14 protein-coding genes are annotated in these 17,034 nt (G+C 71.0%); 9 read left to right on the top strand and 5 right to left on the bottom strand.

What is annotated here, in order from left to right; genetic code table 11:
* Window positions 1–81 precede the first annotated feature (81 nt).
* A complete protein-coding gene (locus ACFY0F_RS32180) occupies window positions 82–726 on the top strand; it encodes a dihydrofolate reductase family protein (protein WP_388802168.1) in 645 nt (214 codons plus the stop codon).
* Between the two features lie 66 nt (window positions 727–792).
* Here the strand turns inward: ACFY0F_RS32180 and ACFY0F_RS32175 are convergent, their stop codons facing one another.
* Together ACFY0F_RS32175 and ACFY0F_RS32170 are read right to left on the bottom strand one after the other, a co-directional pair.
* The gene (locus tag ACFY0F_RS32175; protein ID WP_388802165.1) at window positions 793–1,557 is read right to left on the bottom strand and encodes a DUF2127 domain-containing protein; all 765 of its coding nucleotides are present in this window, start codon (window positions 1,555–1,557) and stop codon (window positions 793–795) included.
* 96 nt (window positions 1,558–1,653) lie between these two features.
* Entirely contained in the window at window positions 1,654–3,348 is a 1,695-nt protein-coding gene (locus ACFY0F_RS32170) for an MFS transporter (protein WP_388802162.1), read from the bottom strand.
* 107 nt (window positions 3,349–3,455) lie between these two features.
* On the opposite strand from ACFY0F_RS32170, the gene ACFY0F_RS32165 reads away from it, so the two are divergent.
* Entirely contained in the window at window positions 3,456–4,073 is a 618-nt protein-coding gene (locus ACFY0F_RS32165; RefSeq protein WP_388802159.1) for a TetR/AcrR family transcriptional regulator, read from the top strand.
* A 267-nt stretch (window positions 4,074–4,340) separates the two neighbouring features.
* On the opposite strand, the gene ACFY0F_RS32160 is transcribed toward ACFY0F_RS32165, so the two are convergent.
* Window positions 4,341–5,732, bottom strand: a complete 1,392-nt coding sequence (locus ACFY0F_RS32160) for a cation:dicarboxylate symporter family transporter (protein ID WP_388802156.1) — start codon at window positions 5,730–5,732, stop codon at window positions 4,341–4,343.
* A gap of 153 nt (window positions 5,733–5,885) precedes the next feature.
* On the opposite strand from ACFY0F_RS32160, the gene ACFY0F_RS32155 reads away from it, so the two are divergent.
* Window positions 5,886–7,520: an ATP-binding protein gene (locus ACFY0F_RS32155; RefSeq protein WP_388802153.1), complete on the top strand. Its 1,635-nt coding sequence runs from the start codon at window positions 5,886–5,888 to the stop codon at window positions 7,518–7,520.
* Window positions 7,517–8,212 carry a response regulator gene (locus ACFY0F_RS32150; protein ID WP_388802150.1) on the top strand — a complete coding sequence of 232 codons (696 nt, stop codon included), beginning with the start codon at window positions 7,517–7,519 and terminating at the stop codon, window positions 8,210–8,212. The genes ACFY0F_RS32155 and ACFY0F_RS32150 overlap by 4 nt, the downstream gene beginning before the upstream one ends.
* A gap of 213 nt (window positions 8,213–8,425) precedes the next feature.
* Here ACFY0F_RS32150 and ACFY0F_RS32145 read toward each other — a convergent pair whose 3' ends face one another.
* Window positions 8,426–8,983 carry a hypothetical protein gene (locus ACFY0F_RS32145; RefSeq protein ID WP_388802147.1) on the bottom strand — a complete coding sequence of 186 codons (558 nt, stop codon included), beginning with the start codon at window positions 8,981–8,983 and terminating at the stop codon, window positions 8,426–8,428.
* Window positions 8,984–9,015: 32 nt separating this feature from the next.
* On the opposite strand from ACFY0F_RS32145, the gene ACFY0F_RS32140 reads away from it, so the two are divergent.
* Both ACFY0F_RS32140 and ACFY0F_RS32135 read left to right on the top strand, forming a co-directional pair.
* A complete protein-coding gene (locus tag ACFY0F_RS32140) occupies window positions 9,016–9,870 on the top strand; it encodes a 5'-methylthioadenosine/S-adenosylhomocysteine nucleosidase (RefSeq protein WP_388802144.1) in 855 nt (284 codons plus the stop codon).
* Between the two features lie 277 nt (window positions 9,871–10,147).
* Complete coding sequence (locus tag ACFY0F_RS32135; RefSeq protein ID WP_388802142.1) at window positions 10,148–10,822, top strand: XRE family transcriptional regulator; 675 nt, start codon at window positions 10,148–10,150, stop codon at window positions 10,820–10,822.
* 45 nt (window positions 10,823–10,867) lie between these two features.
* Here the strand turns inward: ACFY0F_RS32135 and ACFY0F_RS32130 are convergent, their stop codons facing one another.
* Window positions 10,868–11,893 carry an ATP-dependent 6-phosphofructokinase gene (locus ACFY0F_RS32130; protein WP_388802139.1) on the bottom strand — a complete coding sequence of 342 codons (1,026 nt, stop codon included), beginning with the start codon at window positions 11,891–11,893 and terminating at the stop codon, window positions 10,868–10,870.
* 269 nt (window positions 11,894–12,162) lie between these two features.
* Here ACFY0F_RS32130 and pta point away from each other — a divergent pair, with 269 nt between their 5' ends.
* The 3 genes from pta to pyk all read left to right on the top strand — a co-directional run bounded on the left by pta (window position 12,163) and on the right by pyk (window position 16,988).
* A complete protein-coding gene (gene pta, locus ACFY0F_RS32125) occupies window positions 12,163–14,253 on the top strand; it encodes a phosphate acetyltransferase (protein ID WP_388802136.1) in 2,091 nt (696 codons plus the stop codon).
* The gene (locus ACFY0F_RS32120; RefSeq protein ID WP_388802133.1) at window positions 14,250–15,461 is read left to right on the top strand and encodes an acetate kinase; all 1,212 of its coding nucleotides are present in this window, start codon (window positions 14,250–14,252) and stop codon (window positions 15,459–15,461) included. Before pta ends, ACFY0F_RS32120 begins: the two co-directional genes overlap by 4 nt.
* Before the next feature lie 99 nt (window positions 15,462–15,560).
* Complete coding sequence (gene pyk, locus ACFY0F_RS32115; protein ID WP_388802131.1) at window positions 15,561–16,988, top strand: pyruvate kinase; 1,428 nt, start codon at window positions 15,561–15,563, stop codon at window positions 16,986–16,988.
* The last annotated feature ends 46 nt before the right edge of the window (window positions 16,989–17,034 follow it).

Genomic DNA, 17,034 nt, shown 5'->3' with positions numbered 1-17,034 from the left:
GTCGATCCGGCCACGTCCCGTTCGACGTCATGATGTGCGGCGCCCTGCCGCACGAGGTGCCATGACCTGACGAGGAACCCCGTGGATCAACTACTGCGCGTCATGAACTTCAATGTCTCGAGTGACGGAATCGGTGCCGGCGAGCACCAGAGTCCGGAGCGGCCGTTCGGGCTCGACCGTCCCGAGAGGCTGTTCGCCTGGGCCGGAGCAACAGCGAGCTGGCCCATGCGCACGGATCGGGGCGGGAGCCGGGGCCTCGACGACTACTTCACGCGGGACTTCGCCCGCGACATCGGTGCCGAGATCATGGGCCGCAACAAGTTCGGGCCGCAGCGCGGACCCTGGCAGGATCACGAGTGGCAGGGCTGGTGGGGGCAGGAGCCCCCGTTCCGCACACCGGTGTTCGTCATGACCCATCACACGCGTCCGTCGTTCACGCTCTCCGACACCACGTTCCACTTCGTCGACGGCCCCCCGGCCACCGTCCTCGAACGGGCGCGGGAAGCGGCGCAGGGCCGGGACGTCCGACTCGGCGGCGGGGTCACCATCATCCGGCAGTTCCTTGACGCCGACCTCGTCGACACCCTGCATGTGGCGGTCTCGCCGGTGGAGCTCGGGTCCGGGCTGCGGCTCTGGGAATCCCCCGACGAACTGCTCGACCGGTTCCACCTGGAGGTCGTGCCCAGCCCGAGCGGTGTGACGCACCACCTGTTCTGGCGAAGGTGACGCGAGGGCCCACCGGAGTCCGGGCCGCGACGGCGAGCAGGGCGTCCGCCCCGGCGGACGCCCTGCTCAGACCGTCAGGCCGGCCGACTCCTCGACCTCCATCAGCGACGCGCTGTGCCGTTCCTCGTCGAAGGCCTTGCGGCCGCCGCGGAGGCCGAACAGGCGCTTGGCGAGGGCGATGTAGAGGACGGCGAGGATGTTGAGGACCAGCGTGGCGATCTTCAGGTAGCTGACCTTCTCGGTGAGCTCGTAGATCTCCAGGGGGAGGAACGCGGCCGTGGCGACCACCGTGAGGTACTCGGCCCAGCGTTTGGCGTACCACAGGCCGACCGCCTCGACGAGCTCGATCAGGGCGTAGGCCAGCAGCAGGACCGCGACCAGCAGCAGCGTGGAGTGCTTGTAGCCGAAGGCCTTCTGGATGGAGCCGACGACCGGGGAGTGGTCGAGGTCGTAGTGGAAGTGCCTGAAGACCGGGCGGAAGACGTCGAGGTTCTCGTTGAAGAGCCGGCGCACCGCGTCCTGGCTGTTGCTGAACTTCCACACCGCCACCGCGACCAGCACGATGAACACCCCGCGCACGGCCCGCTCGACCGCCAGGAAGCGGAGGATGAACAGGTCCCGCAGCACCTTCCCGCGCGGCACCAGAGGGGCGTCGGCGGCCGGTCCGGAGCCGTGCGGCTCGCCGAGCACGAAGTCCCCGCAGCGCAGGCAGCGCCAGACGTCCCCGAGCGCGGTCTGGGCGTGCAGCCGTACCCGCAGTCTGGGGTCGTCCGGCGCGTACGTCACATGGCCCTTGCGGGCGCAGGTCCGCCGGTCCCAGTCGATCTTCATCCCCCGTGCCTCCATACGTACATACGGCCGTGCCGTGCCCGTTGATCCGGCACGGCACGGTAGTGCATCGGCGAGAAAGACGCCTGCCGGGAGGTCTCAGTTCTCGGCGCGGCCGCCCACCAGCTCCGCCACCTCGTCCTCCGCCTCCGCCGACTCCGCCGCCTCCGCGTCCCGGGCGGCGCCGCGCGCCAGCAGTACCGCCACCAGCAGCGTGCCCACACCCAGGATCACCGCGCCGACCAGGCTGGTGTGGGCGACGGCGTCGGAGAACGAGGCCCCGACCGCGTCGGCCATCTGCCGTGCGCCGGCGGAGAGCTGGGCGGCCTGCTGCTTGAGCTGGGCGGCCTGCTGCGGATCGCTCGCCTGCGCCGCCTGCGCGGCGACCTGCCGGGCCTTGTCCCCGATGCCCTGCGCGACCGCGTACCCGGCGCCGACCGAGTCCTGCGCGGTGGCCAGGGCGCCCGCCGGAAGTCCCCGGCCCGTGGTGGCGTCGGTGAGGTGGTCGGCGTACGACGTGGACAGCAGCGAGCCGAGGATCGCGATGCCGAGTGAGCCGCCGAGCTCCAGCGAGGTGTCGTTGACCGCGCCGCCGACCCCGAGTTCCGACTCGGGGAACGCCCCCATGATCGCGTCCGTGCAGGGCGAGAGCGCGAGGCCGATGGCCAGGCCGAGGACGATCAGGGGCGCGACGAGGTCGCCGTACGAGGACGCGGCGTCCACCCGGGTCAGCAGCGCCAGCGCCGCCGTGCCGCCGACCATGCCCGCGGTGACCGTCCACTTCATGCCGACGCGCGGGGTCAGCCAGCCGGTGAGCGCCGAGCCGACGAACACGGCGCCGGCCAGCGGCAGCATGCGCACGCCGGTGGCGAGGGCGTCGTAGCCGAGGACGAACTGCAGGTGCTGGGTGAGGTAGTAGAAGGCGCCGAAGACGGCCAGGAAGAAGAGGGCCACGGCGAGATTGGAGCCCGCGAACCGGCGGTGCGCGAAGCGGCGCACGTCGAGGATCGGGCGGGGGTGGCGCAGCTCCCAGGCCACGAAGGCGAGCAGGCCCACGCCGGCGACGACGGCGGCCGTCACCGCCTTGACGCCCCAGCCGAAGTGCGGCCCCTCGATGATCATGTAGACCAGGGAGCCGGTCCAGATCACCGACAGCACTCCGCCGACGTAGTCGATCCGGTCGTGGTGACCGGCCTTGGACGGCGGTACCAGGACGAGGGCGCCGACGATCGCGACGGCGGCGATCGGCACGTTGATCAGGAACGTCGACGACCAGCCGTGGTTCTTCAGCAGCGCGCCCGCGACCACCGGACCGGCGGCGATGGCGAGGCCGGCCGTCGCGGTCCACAGCGTGATCGCCTTGGCCCGTTCGGCGCGCGGGAAGGTCGCGGCCAGCAGGGACAGGGTGGCGGGCATGATCAGCGCGGCGCCGACGCCCATCACGGCGCGGGCGGCGATGACGGCCGTGGCGCTGTCGGCGAGGTAGCCGGAGACGGCGCCGCCGCCGAACACGACGAGCCCGAGGAGGAGCGCGCCCCGGCGGCTGTACTTGTCGCCGATCGCGCCGAGCAGCAGCATCAGCGCGGCGTAGGGGACGGTGTAGCCGTCGATCACCCACTGCAGGTCGGCGCCGGACAGGCCGAGGTCACGGGTCATGTCCGGCGCGGCGACCGTGAGGGCGGTGTTGGCCATCACGATGATCAGCAGGCTCAGGCAGAGCACGAGGAGCGCCCACCAGCGCCGGGCGTAGGGGCGGTCCGTCCTTTCGACCGGTTCGGTCATGACGAGTCGCATGGGCAGGGATCGCCTTCCTCAACGGATTTGCACAGTGACGTGCAATTGCACAACGATGTGCAATGTACGCCGTTGCACAATGCTGTGCAAGTCGAGGGGGGTGCAGAATGAAGGTCATGACCACGGGTAACACCAGCCGCGCCGACGCGAACCGGCGCCGCATCCTCGACGTCGCCCTCGCCGAGCTGCTGCGCGACCCCGACGCCTCCATGGACCAGATCGCGCGTGCCGCGGGAGTCGTACGGCGGACGGTGTACGGGCACTTCCCGAGCCGCGAGGCGCTGATCGGCACGCTCGTCGACGGCGCGGTGGAGTCACTGGCGGCCGCCCACACGGCGGGCCGGGAAGGCGTCGACGACCCGGCGGAGGCGGTGGCCCGGTCCGTGCTCGCCATCTGGGAGATCGCCGACCGCTACCGCCTGCTGGTCGCGCTGGCCCAGCGCACGGTCACCGTGCAGGGCATCCGCGACCGCCTCACCCCGGTCCGCGAGTCCTGCGCCGAACTGCTGCGGCGCGGCCTGGACGACGGCACCTTCAGCTCACCGCTGCCACCGGCGGCGCTGGCGTACGTGCACGAGCAGATGCTGTTCGCGCTGATGGAAGCGGTGAACGACGGACTGCTGACAGCACAGGAGGCGGGCCGCTCCGCCGCGATCAGTGTCCTGAACGTGGCGGGCGTGCCCGCCTCCACCGCCACCGCGCTGGTGGCGAAGCTGAGCGAGTAGACCGCGGAGGGAAAGCGGAGGGAAAGCGGAGAAAAAGGGCCTCCGGGCGGCTGAGCTTACGGGGGGAGTCTCAGCCGCCCGGAGACGGTGGTCCGGGCGCCCGGCCCGGGTTCAGGCGGGGCCGGGCGCCCGGGGTCGGGGGCGGAACGCCCTCCGTAGGGCGCGGGGCTGGACCGACATGCGGCTCCGCCGCGTGGGCGCGACCGGCCACGGTCGACCCGCGGACGAAGAGCCTTCCGCAGTCACCCCGCGCAATCAGCGGAGCGCCTACGCCTTGGCCAGTTCCTTGTCGCCGCCCTCGCGCTGCTCGGGCAGCTCCGCGACCGGCGGGACCTCGTTCTCGTCCATCAGGGTCGTCTCGTCGAACGGCAGCTCACCGGCGAGCACCCGGCGCACCCGGTCCTGGTCGATCTCCTTCGTCCAGGTACCGATCAGCAGGGTGGCGACCGCGTTGCCCGCGAAGTTCGTCAGGGCGCGGGCCTCGCTCATGAAGCGGTCGATGCCGACGATCAGGCCGACGCCGTCGACCAGCGCGGGCTTGTGCGACTGCAGGCCGCCGGCCAGCGTGGCCAGACCGGCGCCGCTGACGCCCGCGGCGCCCTTGGAGGCGACCAGCAGGAACAGCAGCAGCGGGATCTGCTCACCGAGGGACATCGGCGTGCCCAGGGCGTCCGCGATGTACAGCGACGCCATGGTCATGTAGATCATCGTGCCGTCGAGGTTGAAGGAGTAGCCGGTCGGGATGGTGATGCCGACCACCGGCTTGCTGACGCCCAGGTGCTCCAGCTTCGCGATGACCCGCGGCAGCGCGGACTCGGAGGAGGAGGTGGACAGGATCAGCAGGAACTCGCGGCCCAGGTACTTGAAGAGCGAGAAGATGTTGAGACCGGTGACGATCCGCAGCATCGTGCCCAGCACGACGAAGACGAACAGGACACAGGTCACGTAGAAGCCGAGCATCAGCACGGCGAGGCTCTTCAGCGCATCGACACCGGAGGAGCCGACCACGGCGGCGATGGCGCCGAAGGCGCCGATCGGGGCGGCCCACATGACCATGGAGAGGATGCGGAAGACGAGCCGCTGGATGTGCTCGACACCGCGCAGCACCGGCTGCCCGACCGGGCCCATCGCCTGCAGCGCGAAGCCGGCGAGCAGCGCGACCAGGAGGGTCTGCAGCACCTGGCCCGAGGTGAAGGCGGAGACGAAGGTCACCGGAATGATCGACAGCACGAAGTCCACCGGCGGCAGCGCGTCGGGCGACACCTGGTCGTGCCCGGACGCCTTGATCGCGTTGGTGAGGTGCAGACCGTCGCCCGGGTGCAGCACGTTGCCGACGACGAGGCCGATGGTCAGCGCCACCAGCGACATCACCATGAAGTAGCCGAGCGCGATACCGCCGACGGCACCGACCTTGGCGGCCTTACGGACGGAGCCGATCCCGAGCACGATGGTGCAGAAGATGATCGGGGTGATCATCATCTTGATGAGGTTCACGAAGCCCGTGCCGAGCGGCTTGAGCTGGACTCCGGCATCGGGCCAGATCAGACCCACCGCGATACCGAGCGCGACCGCGACGATCACGGCGATGTACAGGTAGTGGGTACGGTCCCGCTTCACGGCGGGTGCGGCAGGTGCCGTATCGGGAGTGCTGGCGGCCACGGCTGCCCTCCTTGACGTCTTCGTCGGCGAACACCGGCGTGCGGCTCACGTCCGGGCGTTATAGGGGAATGCGGCGACTATCCCCCTGCCGTGTGAGGGCGGTCACCCTTCCGTTCATTTAGTTCACACTTAACCCAGAGGCAGACTGACGACATGCGCATCCCGGACGTCCCACGACCCCGCAGCCTGGCCGGCCAGCTCTTCGCCGTCCAGGCCGTGCTGATCGCGGTCGTCGTGGCCGGGTACGCGCTGTTCACCTACGTCAGCGACCAGCGGCAGGCAGAGGAGGCGGCGGCCCGCCAGGCGACGGCCGTCGCCCGCTCGGTCGCGGACGCACCCTCGGTGCGGGCCGCGATCCACACGTCGGACCCCTCCGCGCACCTCCAGCCCTACGCCCTGCGGGTCATGCGCGACACCCGGGTCGACTTCGTCACGATCATGAACCGGGACGGGATCCGCTGGACCCACCCGGACAAGAACGAGATCGGCAAGCGCTACCTGGGTAACATCACTGCTGCCCAGCACGGCTACACCTACACCGAGACCTTCACCGGCACCCTCGGCGCCTCGGTGCGCACGGTGACGCCGGTGGAATACAACGGCCGCGTCATCGGGCTGGTCAGCGCCGGCATCCGGGTCGAGGCGATCAGCCGCAACGTCCAGCAACAGGTCACGGCCCTGCTCGGGGTCGCCGCCGGCACCCTGCTGCTGGGCGCGGTCGGCACGTACGTCGTCAACGCCCGGCTGCGCCGTCACACCCACGGCATGAACGCGGCCGAGCTGAGCCGGATGCACGACTACCACCAGGCCGCGCTGCACGCCGTGCGCGAGGGGCTGCTCATGCTGGACGGGCAGTTCCGGGTGGCGCTGATCAACGACGGGGGGCGGGAGCTGCTCGGGGTGGGCGCCGAGGACGAGGTGGTGGGCCGGTCGGTCGCGGACCTCGGCCTGCCCGCGCCGCTGACCGGCGCGCTGCTGGCGTCGGAGCCGAGGGTGGACGAGGTCCACCTGACGGCGGACCGGGTGCTGGTGGTGAACACCTCACCGGTGTCGGGAGGTGAACGCCGGGGCACGGTGGTCACCCTCCGGGACGTGACCGAGCTGCAGTCGCTGATGGGCGAACTGGACTCCGAACGGGGCTTCACACAGGCGCTCCGCTCCCAGGCCCACGAGGCCGCGAACCGCCTGCACACCGTGGTCTCGCTGATCGAGCTGGGCCGTGCGGAGGAGGCGGTCGACTTCGCGACGGCGGAACTCGAACTGGCCCAGGCACTGACCGACCAGGTGGTGGCGGCGGTGAGCGAGCCGGTGCTGGCGGCGCTGCTGCTGGGCAAGACGGCGCAGGCGAACGAGCGGGGTGTGGAACTGGTCGTGTCGGCCGACAGCCGCCTGGACGACGGTGTCCTCCCCGCGGACCTGTCGGCCCGCGACCTGGTCACCATCCTCGGCAACCTGATCGACAACGCGGTGGACGCGGCACAGGGCAGCGCGCGGGCGCGGGTGACGGTGACCGCGTACGCGAAGGACTCCCTGGTGCTGCGGGTGGCGGACACCGGGCCCGGTGTGGAGCCGGACCACGCCGACCTGGTATTCCAGCGGGGGTTCTCCACCAAGCCGGCGGGGCCGGGCGGACGGGGCCTCGGTCTGGCCCTGGTCCGGCAGGCCGTGCACCGGCTGGACGGGACCCTGTCCGTGGCGGAGGCCGACGGCGGTGGGGCCGAGTTCCGGGTCCGGCTGCCGTTGCGTACGGCGGCCGGGCCGTCCGCGGTGTCTGGAGGCGACGTATGACGAACGAGCAGCGCATCCGCGTGCTGGTGGTGGAGGACGATCCCGTAGCGGCGGACGCGCACGTCATGTACGTCGGCCGGGTGCCCGGCTTCACGGCCGTGGGCAAGGCGCACACCGGGGCGGAGGCACGGCGGCTGCTGGACCGCACACCGGTGGATCTGCTGCTGCTCGATCTGCATCTGCCGGACGTCCACGGGCTGCAGCTGGCCCGGTCGCTGCGGGCGGCGGGGCACCACGCGGACGTGATCGCGGTGACGTCGGCACGCGACCTGACGGTGGTGCGGGAGGGGGTCTCGCTGGGGGTGGTCCAGTACGTCCTGAAGCCCTTCACCTTCGCCACCCTGCGTGACCGGCTGGTCCGCTACGCCGAGTTCCACGCGGCGGTGGGCGAGGCGAGCGGCCAGGACGAGGTGGACCGCGCACTGGCGGCACTGCGCGCCCCCGGCCCCGCGGCCCTTCCGAAGGGCCTGAGCGGGCCGACCCTGGAACGGGTGACGGGGGCCCTGCGGGAGGTTCCGGACGGTCTCACGGCAGCGGGGGTCGCGGAGGCGGTGGGCATCTCCCGGATCACCGCCCGCCGGTATCTGGAACACCTGGTGGAGGGGGCTCGGGCGGAACGGAAGCCGGTGTACGGGCAGGTGGGGAGGCCGGAGTTGGTGTACCGGTGGGTACGGGGGACGCCGGGGCGGTGAGGGCCTCGGCCTGAGCGCGGGCCTGGGCGGCTTCGCCGGGGGCGTCGCCGGCCCGGAGCCGGTCCCGCAGCCGGTCCGGTCGCTCTTCCCGGCCGGTGAGTCCGACCGCCTTCGCGGGCAGCGCGTCCAGCGCGGTGGGCGCGGGCGGCTTCCGGCGGTACTCCGCCTTGCCGATGACCTGCCCGTGGAGCTCCGCGCCCAGGATGTGGTCACTCACCCGGCGCCGCTCCCAGCCCCGAACGGCACCGCGTACAGCACGATGTGGACCCCCAGCCCCACGACCGCGAGCGCCTCGCCCATCGACAGCACGACCAGCCCCGGCGAGGTCCCGCCCCCCGCCCAGTACACGACGAGCGCGGCGAGCGGCACCACGCAGAAGGCGAGCAGGTCGACGACGCATTGCACGGCCTTGCGGGAGGAACGGCGCGCGTCGGCCCGGTGGGCGATCTCCCACCGGAAGACGGATGCCTCCTCCGCACTGGCGACGGCGGCCAGCCGGGGCCCCAAGTCCCCCCTGACATAGGCCCCGATGGCGGAGATCTTCTGGTCGTTGACCAGGTACGTCCACCCCAGGACCACGCACACCGGCGGCAGCCCCAGCAGCATCTCCGTCCGCTTGGCCTGGGCGGCGGCCGCGATGACGGCGGCGACGACGGTGAGCGTGACGTAGAGCAGGTTGTCCCGGAACCCGATCCGCGTCTTCTGCTCGTCCTTGACGGTCTGGTACTCGGCGAGCAGCAACTGCCCCACGGTGACGTCTCGTTCCGGCACTCGAACCCCTTCCCCCGGCGTACCTTAAGAGTGTGCCGGAATCATCGCCCAGCGTTCTCGTCCTGACCGCGCTCGCGCTGGAGTACAAGGCCGTGCGCGCCCACATCGAGGAGCGCCAGGACCTCGTCCACCCCGGCAACGGGACGATCGTCGAACGGGGGCGGCTGCCCGGTGCCCCCTGGCAGGTGGCCCTCGGCGAGCTCGGCGAGGGAGCGAGGGCCACGGCGGCGCTCACGGCTTCGCTGATCGACTGGCTGCGGCCGCAGGCCGTCCTCTTCGTCGGGGTCGCGGGCAGCCTCAAGGACGACATCGGCATCGGTGACGTCGTCGTCGGCACGAAGGTGTACGGCGTGCACGGGGCCAAGGTGACCGCCGAGGGACCGCTCGTCCGCCCCGAAGCCTGGTTCGGCTCGAACGCGCTGGTCCAGGCGGCCCGTTCCGCGGTACGGGACATGGCCGACGTGACCGCGCACTTCAAGCCGATCGCCACCGGTGACATCGTCCTCGCGGACGCCGAGGCGGAGATCGCCCGGTACATCCGGCAGCACTACAACGACGCCGCCGCGATCGAGATGGAGGGCTCCGGCGCGGCCCACGCGGCGCACCTGAGCGGGCAGGTGGACGCGCTCGTCGTCCGCGGCATCAGTGACCGGGCCGACGCGCGCAAGTCCGATGCGGACGCCGGGGGTTCACAGGAGCGGGCCGCAGGGCAGGCGGCTTCGGTGGCGGTGGCGGTCCTGCGGAAGTACCGGCCGCGCGACCGTGCTTCCGCCGGTTCCGCCGGCACCGAGGAGGGTTCCCGAGCGGTTTACGAGGGCGACCACATCGACTTCCGGGGCGGCACCTTCTACGGGCCCGTCGTCGGGAAGCAGACCCGAGGGCGGTAGGGGCCCCAGTTCACCGGCGCGCCAGGCGGGACGTGCAGTTTGCGCCGCCGGTCTGGGGTGCGCGGGGTGCGCCGGGAGGTCGGTCGGGTCTTCCGGGGCGGGCCGGAATGCGGCTTGCGCATATGCCCCTTAACCATGCCCTTCGGGTGAATGCCCCTCCCGGAAGGATCAGTTACGGCCACCCGCACACCAGGCCGGAACCGTATCTTCCTACGATAAGTAATCCTGGCCGAACAGAGCGTAGCCAACCCGCGCCCATCCCCCTAGTTTGAGCCGCGTGCGCCGACCGCTTCCCGTACGACCGGAACAGCCAGGCCCCCCTTTCGACGCCCCCGCCGCCCGAAGACTCCGTGCCGCCCTCGGTATGGGGCCCGAGCATGTCGCCTACGGCATGCGCGCGTCGTTCGGGCTGCCGTATGTCACCCCGGATCTCGTCATGGACTGGGAGCGCGGGCTCGCCTCGCCGAGCGGTCCCGAGGTCACCGCGCTGGCGGCGGTGCTGTGGTGTTCGCCGGCGGAACTCGCCGGCCGGCCGCGGACGCTGCGGGAGCACCGGATCGCCCGGGGGCTCGCGCCGGAGGATGTCGCGGGCACCGTCGGGCTGGAGCTCCTCGCCTATCTGCACATGGAGGAGCACGACGCGTGGCGCGGCACCGACCGGCAGTCCGCCGCCCTCGCCGGTCTGCTGGAGCTGTCCCTGGCCGACTTCATCAGCGTCACGGGCCGCGCGGGGAAGCTGGCCGACCTGCTGCGCAGGGCGGTGACCATGCGCTGGCAGGCGTGCGTCCGGCCGGTGAGCCGCATCGTGCCGCTGGACCGGCGCGTGCTGGGGGCGGCGCTGCACGGGCTGCACCAGGAGTACCAGCGGCTGGGCGGTGACGGGCGTGACTTCCTCGACCGGATCGTGGAGCACTTCTGGGCGAGGGTGGAGGACAGCCCCCAGGACCTGTAGAAGGCCGGGGGGTCCGGAAGTCCGGGGCCCTGGAAGTCCGGGGCTCTAGAAGACGGACTCCGCCTCGTCCATGCGGTCCTTCGGCACGGTCTTCAGCTCCGTGACCGCCTCCGCCAACGGGACCATCACGATGTCCGTCCCGCGCAGGGCCGTCATCCGCCCGAACTCACCGCGGTGCGCGGCCTCCACGGCGTGCCAGCCGAAGCGGGTCGCGAGGACGCGGTCGTACGCGGTCGGTACGCCGCCGCGCTGGACGTGGCCGAGGATGACCGGCTTGGCCTCCTTGCCGAGCCGGCGCTCCAGCTCGTACGCCAGGGCGGTGCCGATGCCCTGGAAGCGCTCGTGGCCGAACTGGTCGATCTCGCCCTTGGTGTAGTCCATGGTGCCCTCGGCCGGGTGGGCGCCCTCGGCGACGCAGACGACCGCGAACTTCTTGCCGCGGGCGAACCGCTCCTCGACCATCTTGACCAGGTCGGCCGGGTCGAAGGGGCGCTCGGGCAGGCAGATGCCGTGGGCGCCGGCGGCCATGCCGGACTCCAGGGCGATCCAGCCGGCGTGGCGGCCCATGACCTCGACCACCATCACGCGCTGATGGGACTCGGCGGTGGTCTTGAGGCGGTCCATCGCCTCGGTGGCGACACCGACGGCCGTGTCGAAGCCGAAGGTGCGGTCGGTGGAGGAGATGTCGTTGTCGATCGTCTTCGGGACGCCGACGACCGGCAGGCCCGCGTCGGACAGCATGCGCGCCGCGGTCAGCGTGCCCTCGCCGCCGATCGGGATCAGCGCGTCGATCCCGAACTCCTCGACCATGTCGGTGGCCCGCTCGCAGGCCTCGCGCAGCCGGTCGCGCTGGAGGCGGGAGGAACCGAGGATGGTGCCGCCGCGAGCCAGGATGCCGCCCACGTCGTCCAGGTCGAGGGTGCGGTAGTGGCGGTCGAGCAGCCCCCGGTAGCCGTCTTCGAAGCCGATGACCTCGTCGCCGTAGTGAGCGACCGCCCGGTGCACGACCGACCGGATCACGGCGTTCAGGCCGGGGCAGTCGCCGCCTGCGGTGAGAACTCCGATGCGCATCGTGCTGTGTCTCCTGCTCGCTGTGGGTACCGGTGAGCCAGTCCGATTGTTTCATGTCCCCACAGGCGCCCGGCGCCCCTACCGCCCCGGCGGCCCCCGGCGGCCCCCCGGTGGCCCCCGGCACTGACGGGCGCCTTACCCAGCCGCAGGGGTACCGTCAAGAGGGTTCTGCTCACCCTGGTGGGCGATTTTTCCGGCCATGCGACGGACCACTGGACCATCACGAGACGACAGCGAGACGACAGCGAGATGACAGAGGGAGAGCGCACGTGACCCGCAGCGTGTACGTGACCGGGATCGACCGCGGCGACGGCCGTCAGGTCGTCGAGCTGGGGGTCATGGAACTCCTGACCCGGCAGGTCGACCGGGTCGGCGTCTTCCGTCCACTCGTCCACGACGGACCCGACCGCCTGTTCGAGCTGCTGCGTGCCCGCTACCGGCTGGCCCAGGACCCGGCGACCGTGTACGGCATGGACTACCAGGAGGCCTCCGCGCTCCAGGCCGAGCAGGGCACCGACGAGTTGGTGTCCGCGCTCGTGGAGCGCTTCCACCGCGTCGCCCGGGACTTCGACGTCGTCCTCGTCCTCGGCACCGACTTCGCCGACACCCTGGTCCCGGACGAGCTGGCCCTGAACGCCCGGCTGGCGAACGAGTTCGGCGCGTCCGTGATCCCCGTGGTGGGGGGGCGCAGGCAGACCGCCGAGTCAGTGCTTGCGGAGACGCGCAACGCCTACCGGGCGTACGACGGGCTGGGCTGCGACGTGCTGGCCATGGTCGCCAACCGGGTGGCGCGCGAGGACCGCGACGAGATCGCCGAGCGGATCGTCTCCCGGCTGCCGGTGCCCTGTTACGTCATCCCGGACGAGCCCGCGCTGTCCGCCCCGACCGTCGCCCAGATCGGGCAGTCCCTCGGCGCCAAGGTGGTGCTCGGGGACGACTCGGGGCTGGCCCGGGACGCGCTGGGGTTCGTCTTCGGCGGCGCGATGCTGCCGAACTTCCTCGCCGCCCTCACGCCGGGCTGCATGGTGGTCACCCCGGGCGACCGGGCCGATCTGGTCGTCGGCTCGCTCGCCGCGCACAGTGCCGGCACCCCGCCGATCGCCGGGGTGCTGCTCACGCTGAACGAGGTGCCGAGCGAGGAGATCCTCACGCTGGCCGCCCGCCTCGCCCCCGGCACCCCGGTGCTGTCCGTGTCCGGCACCAGCTTCCCCACCGCCGAGCAGCTGTTCGCCCTGGAGGGCAAGCTGAACGCGGCCACCCCGCGCAAGGCGGAGACCGCGCTCGGCCTGTTCGAGCGGTACGCCGACACCGCCGACCTGGCCCGGCGCGTCTCCGCGCCGAGCAGCGACCGGCTCACCCCGATGATGTTCGAGCACAAGCTCCTCGAGCAGGCCCGCTCCGACCGGCGGCGGGTCGTGCTGCCGGAGGGCACCGAGGAGCGGGTGCTGCACGCGGCCGAGGTGCTGCTGCGCCGGGGCGTGTGCGACCTGACGCTGCTCGGGCCGGTGGACCGGATCCGCAAGAAAGCCGCCGACCTGGGCATCGACCTCGGCGACACCCAGGTGATCGACCCGGCCGCCTCCGAGCTGCGCGACTCCTTCGCCGAGGAGTACGCCCTGCTGCGGGCACACAAGGGGGTGACGGTGGAGCTGGCGTACGACGTCGTCTCCGACGTCAACTACTTCGGCACGCTGATGGTGCAGAAGGGGCTCGCCGACGGCATGGTGTCGGGGTCCGTGCACTCGACGGCGGCCACGATCCGGCCCGCGTTCGAGATCATCAAGACGAAGCCGGAGTCGTCGATCGTCTCGTCCGTGTTCTTCATGTGCCTCGCCGACAAGGTGCTGGTCTACGGCGACTGCGCGGTCAACCCCGACCCGAACGCCGAGCAGCTCGCCGACATCGCCATCCAGTCGGCCGCCACCGCACAGCAGTTCGGGGTGGAGCCGCGGATCGCGATGCTGTCGTACTCGACCGGCACCTCCGGTACGGGCGCCGACGTCGACAAGGTGCGCGAGGCGACCGAGCTGGCCCGCGCACGCCGGCCCGACCTGAAGATCGAGGGGCCGATCCAGTACGACGCCGCCGTGGAGCCGAGCGTCGCGGCCACCAAGCTGCCGGGCTCCGAGGTCGCCGGGCAGGCCAGCGTGCTGATCTTCCCGGACCTCAACACCGGCAACAACACCTACAAGGCCGTGCAGCGCTCGGCCGGCGCGATCGCCGTCGGACCGGTCCTGCAGGGCCTGCGCAAGCCGGTCAACGACCTGTCCCGCGGCGCGCTCGTCCAGGACATCGTCAACACCGTCGCCATCACGGCGATCCAGGCCCAGAACCCCAGCGAGAAGGCGTCCGAGCAGTGACCTCTCCCACCCGTGTCCTCGTCCTCAACTCAGGCTCCTCCTCGGTGAAGTACCAACTGCTGGACATGCGGGACAGCAGCCGGCTGGCGGTGGGCCTGGTGGAGCGCATCGGCGAGCAGACCTCGCGGCTCAAGCACACCTGCGTCACCACCGGCGACACCCGTGAGCGGGGCGGCCCGATCGCCGACCACGACGCCGCCCTGAAGGCGGTCGCCGAGGAGCTGAGCAGGGACGGCCTGGGCCTGGACTCCCCCGAACTCGCCGCGATCGGGCACCGGGTGGTGCACGGCGGGATGTTCTTCACGGAGCCCACCGTCGTCGACGACGAGGTGCTCACCGAGATCGAGCGACTGATCCCGGTCGCGCCGCTGCACAACCCGGCGAACCTCACCGGCCTCCGTACGGCCATGGCGCTGCGCCCCGACCTGCCGCAGGTCGCCGTCTTCGACACCGCGTTCCACACCACGATGCCGGAGTCCGCGGCACGCTACGCGATCGACCCGAGGCTCGCGGACCGGCACCGTATCCGGCGGTACGGCTTCCACGGCACGTCGCACGCGTACGTGTCGCGGGCGACCGCGCGGCTGCTGGGCAAGGACCCGTCCGAGGTGAACGTGATCGTGCTGCACCTCGGCAACGGCGCGTCGGCCTCGGCGGTCGAGAAGGGCCGGTGCGTGGACACCTCCATGGGGCTGACCCCCTTGGAGGGGCTCGTGATGGGTACGCGCTCCGGTGATGTGGATCCGGCGGTCATCTTCCATTTGGCGCGCGTTGGCGGAATGTCCATGGACGAGATCGACACTCTTCTCAACAAGAGGAGCGGGCTGTTCGGTCTGTGCGGGGACAATGACATGCGGGAGATCCGCCGCCGGATCGACGAGGGCGACGAAGAGGCACGACTCGCCTTCGACATCTACATTCACCGCTTGAAGAAGTACATCGGCGCCTATTACGCGGTTCTCGGCCGGGTGGACGCAATCGCCTTTACAGCAGGAGTCGGTGAAAACGCCAGTGCGGTGCGAGAGGCTGCGGTCGCGGGCCTGGAGGGCCTTGGCCTGGCGGTGGACGGCGAGCTGAACGCCGTACGCGGCGACGAGCCCCGGCTGATCTCGCCCGCGCAGGCCCGGGTGGCGGTCGCCGTGGTACCGACGGACGAGGAACTGGAGATCGCGACGCAGACCTACGCACTGGTCAGAAAGAACAACTGAGCTGAACGACCGAGCTGAACAACTGAGCAGCATCCAACTCATTTGTCTCTTCCACCAGACGGAATATTCCGTAGCGAAACAAACCGATAGGATCGCCCCATGCGCCGTTCGAAAATCGTCTGTACTCTCGGCCCCGCGGTCGACTCCCACGACATGCTCGTCTCGATGATCGAGGCCGGCATGAACGTTGCCCGGTTCAACTTCAGCCATGGCACGCACGCCGAGCACCAGGCGCGGTACGACCGCGTCCGGGCCGCCTCCAAGGAGACCGGCCGGGCCATCGGTGTCCTCGCCGACCTGCAGGGCCCGAAGATCCGTCTGGAGACCTTCGCCGAGGGTCCGGTCGAGCTCGAGCGCGGTGACGAGTTCGTCATCACCACCGAGGACGTCCCGGGCGACAAGCACATCTGCGGTACGACGTACAAGGGCCTGCCCGGTGACGTCGACCGCGGCGACCAGATCCTGATCAACGACGGCAACGTCGAGCTCAAGGTCGTGGACGTCGAGGGCCCCCGGGTGCGGACGATCGTCATCGAGGGCGGCGTGGTCTCCGACCACAAGGGCATCAACCTGCCCGGCGCGGCCGTGAACGTGCCCGCGCTGAGCGAGAAGGACGTCGAGGACCTGCGGTTCGCGCTGCGCATGGGCTGCGACATGGTAGCCCTGTCCTTCGTCCGCGACGCCAAGGACGTCCAGGACGTCCACAAGGTGATGGACGAGGAGGGCCGCCGGGTCCCCGTCATCGCCAAGGTGGAGAAGCCGCAGGCGGTGGACAACATGGAGGGCGTCGTGATGGCGTTCGACGCCGTCATGGTCGCCCGTGGTGACCTCGCCGTCGAGTACCCGCTCGAGAAGGTCCCCATGGTGCAGAAGCGCCTCATCGAGCTGTGCCGGCGCAACGCCAAGCCGGTGATCGTGGCGACCCAGATGATGGAGTCGATGATCACCAACTCCCGCCCGACCCGCGCCGAGGCCTCCGACGTCGCCAACGCGATCCTGGACGGCGCCGACGCGGTCATGCTGTCGGCCGAGTCCAGCGTGGGCGCGTACCCGATCGAGACCGTCAAGACGATGTCGAAGATCGTCGTCGCGGCCGAGCAGGAGCTCCTCTCCAAGGGCCTGCAGCCGCTGGTCCCGGGCAAGAAGCCGCGCACCCAGGGCGGTTCGGTGGCCCGCGCGGCCTGCGAGATCGCCGACTTCCTCGGCGGCCGCGGCCTGATCGCCTTCACCAAGTCCGGCGACACGGCCCGCCGCCTCTCCCGCTACCGCGCGGCCCAGCCGATCCTCGCCTTCACCACCGACGAGGGCACCCGCAACCAGCTCTCCCTCAGCTGGGGCGTGGAGTCCCACGTCGTGCCGTTCGTCAACAGCACCGACGAGATGGTGGACATGGTCGACGCGGAGCTGGCCAAGCTGGGCCGCTTCAACCCGGGCGACATCATGATCATCACGGCGGGGTCGCCGCCCGGGGTGCCGGGGACGACGAACATGGTTCGGGTGCACCACATGGGTGGGGACGGTCGCTGACGGCTCGGCCGCGGGGCTTTGTACGGCGGTGAGGGCGCCTCCTGGT

This window comes from Streptomyces sp. NPDC001544, from assembly GCF_042894285.1.
GTDB lineage: Bacteria > Actinomycetota > Actinomycetes > Streptomycetales > Streptomycetaceae > Streptomyces.
This window is presented reverse-complemented; position numbering and strand designations above follow the sequence as displayed.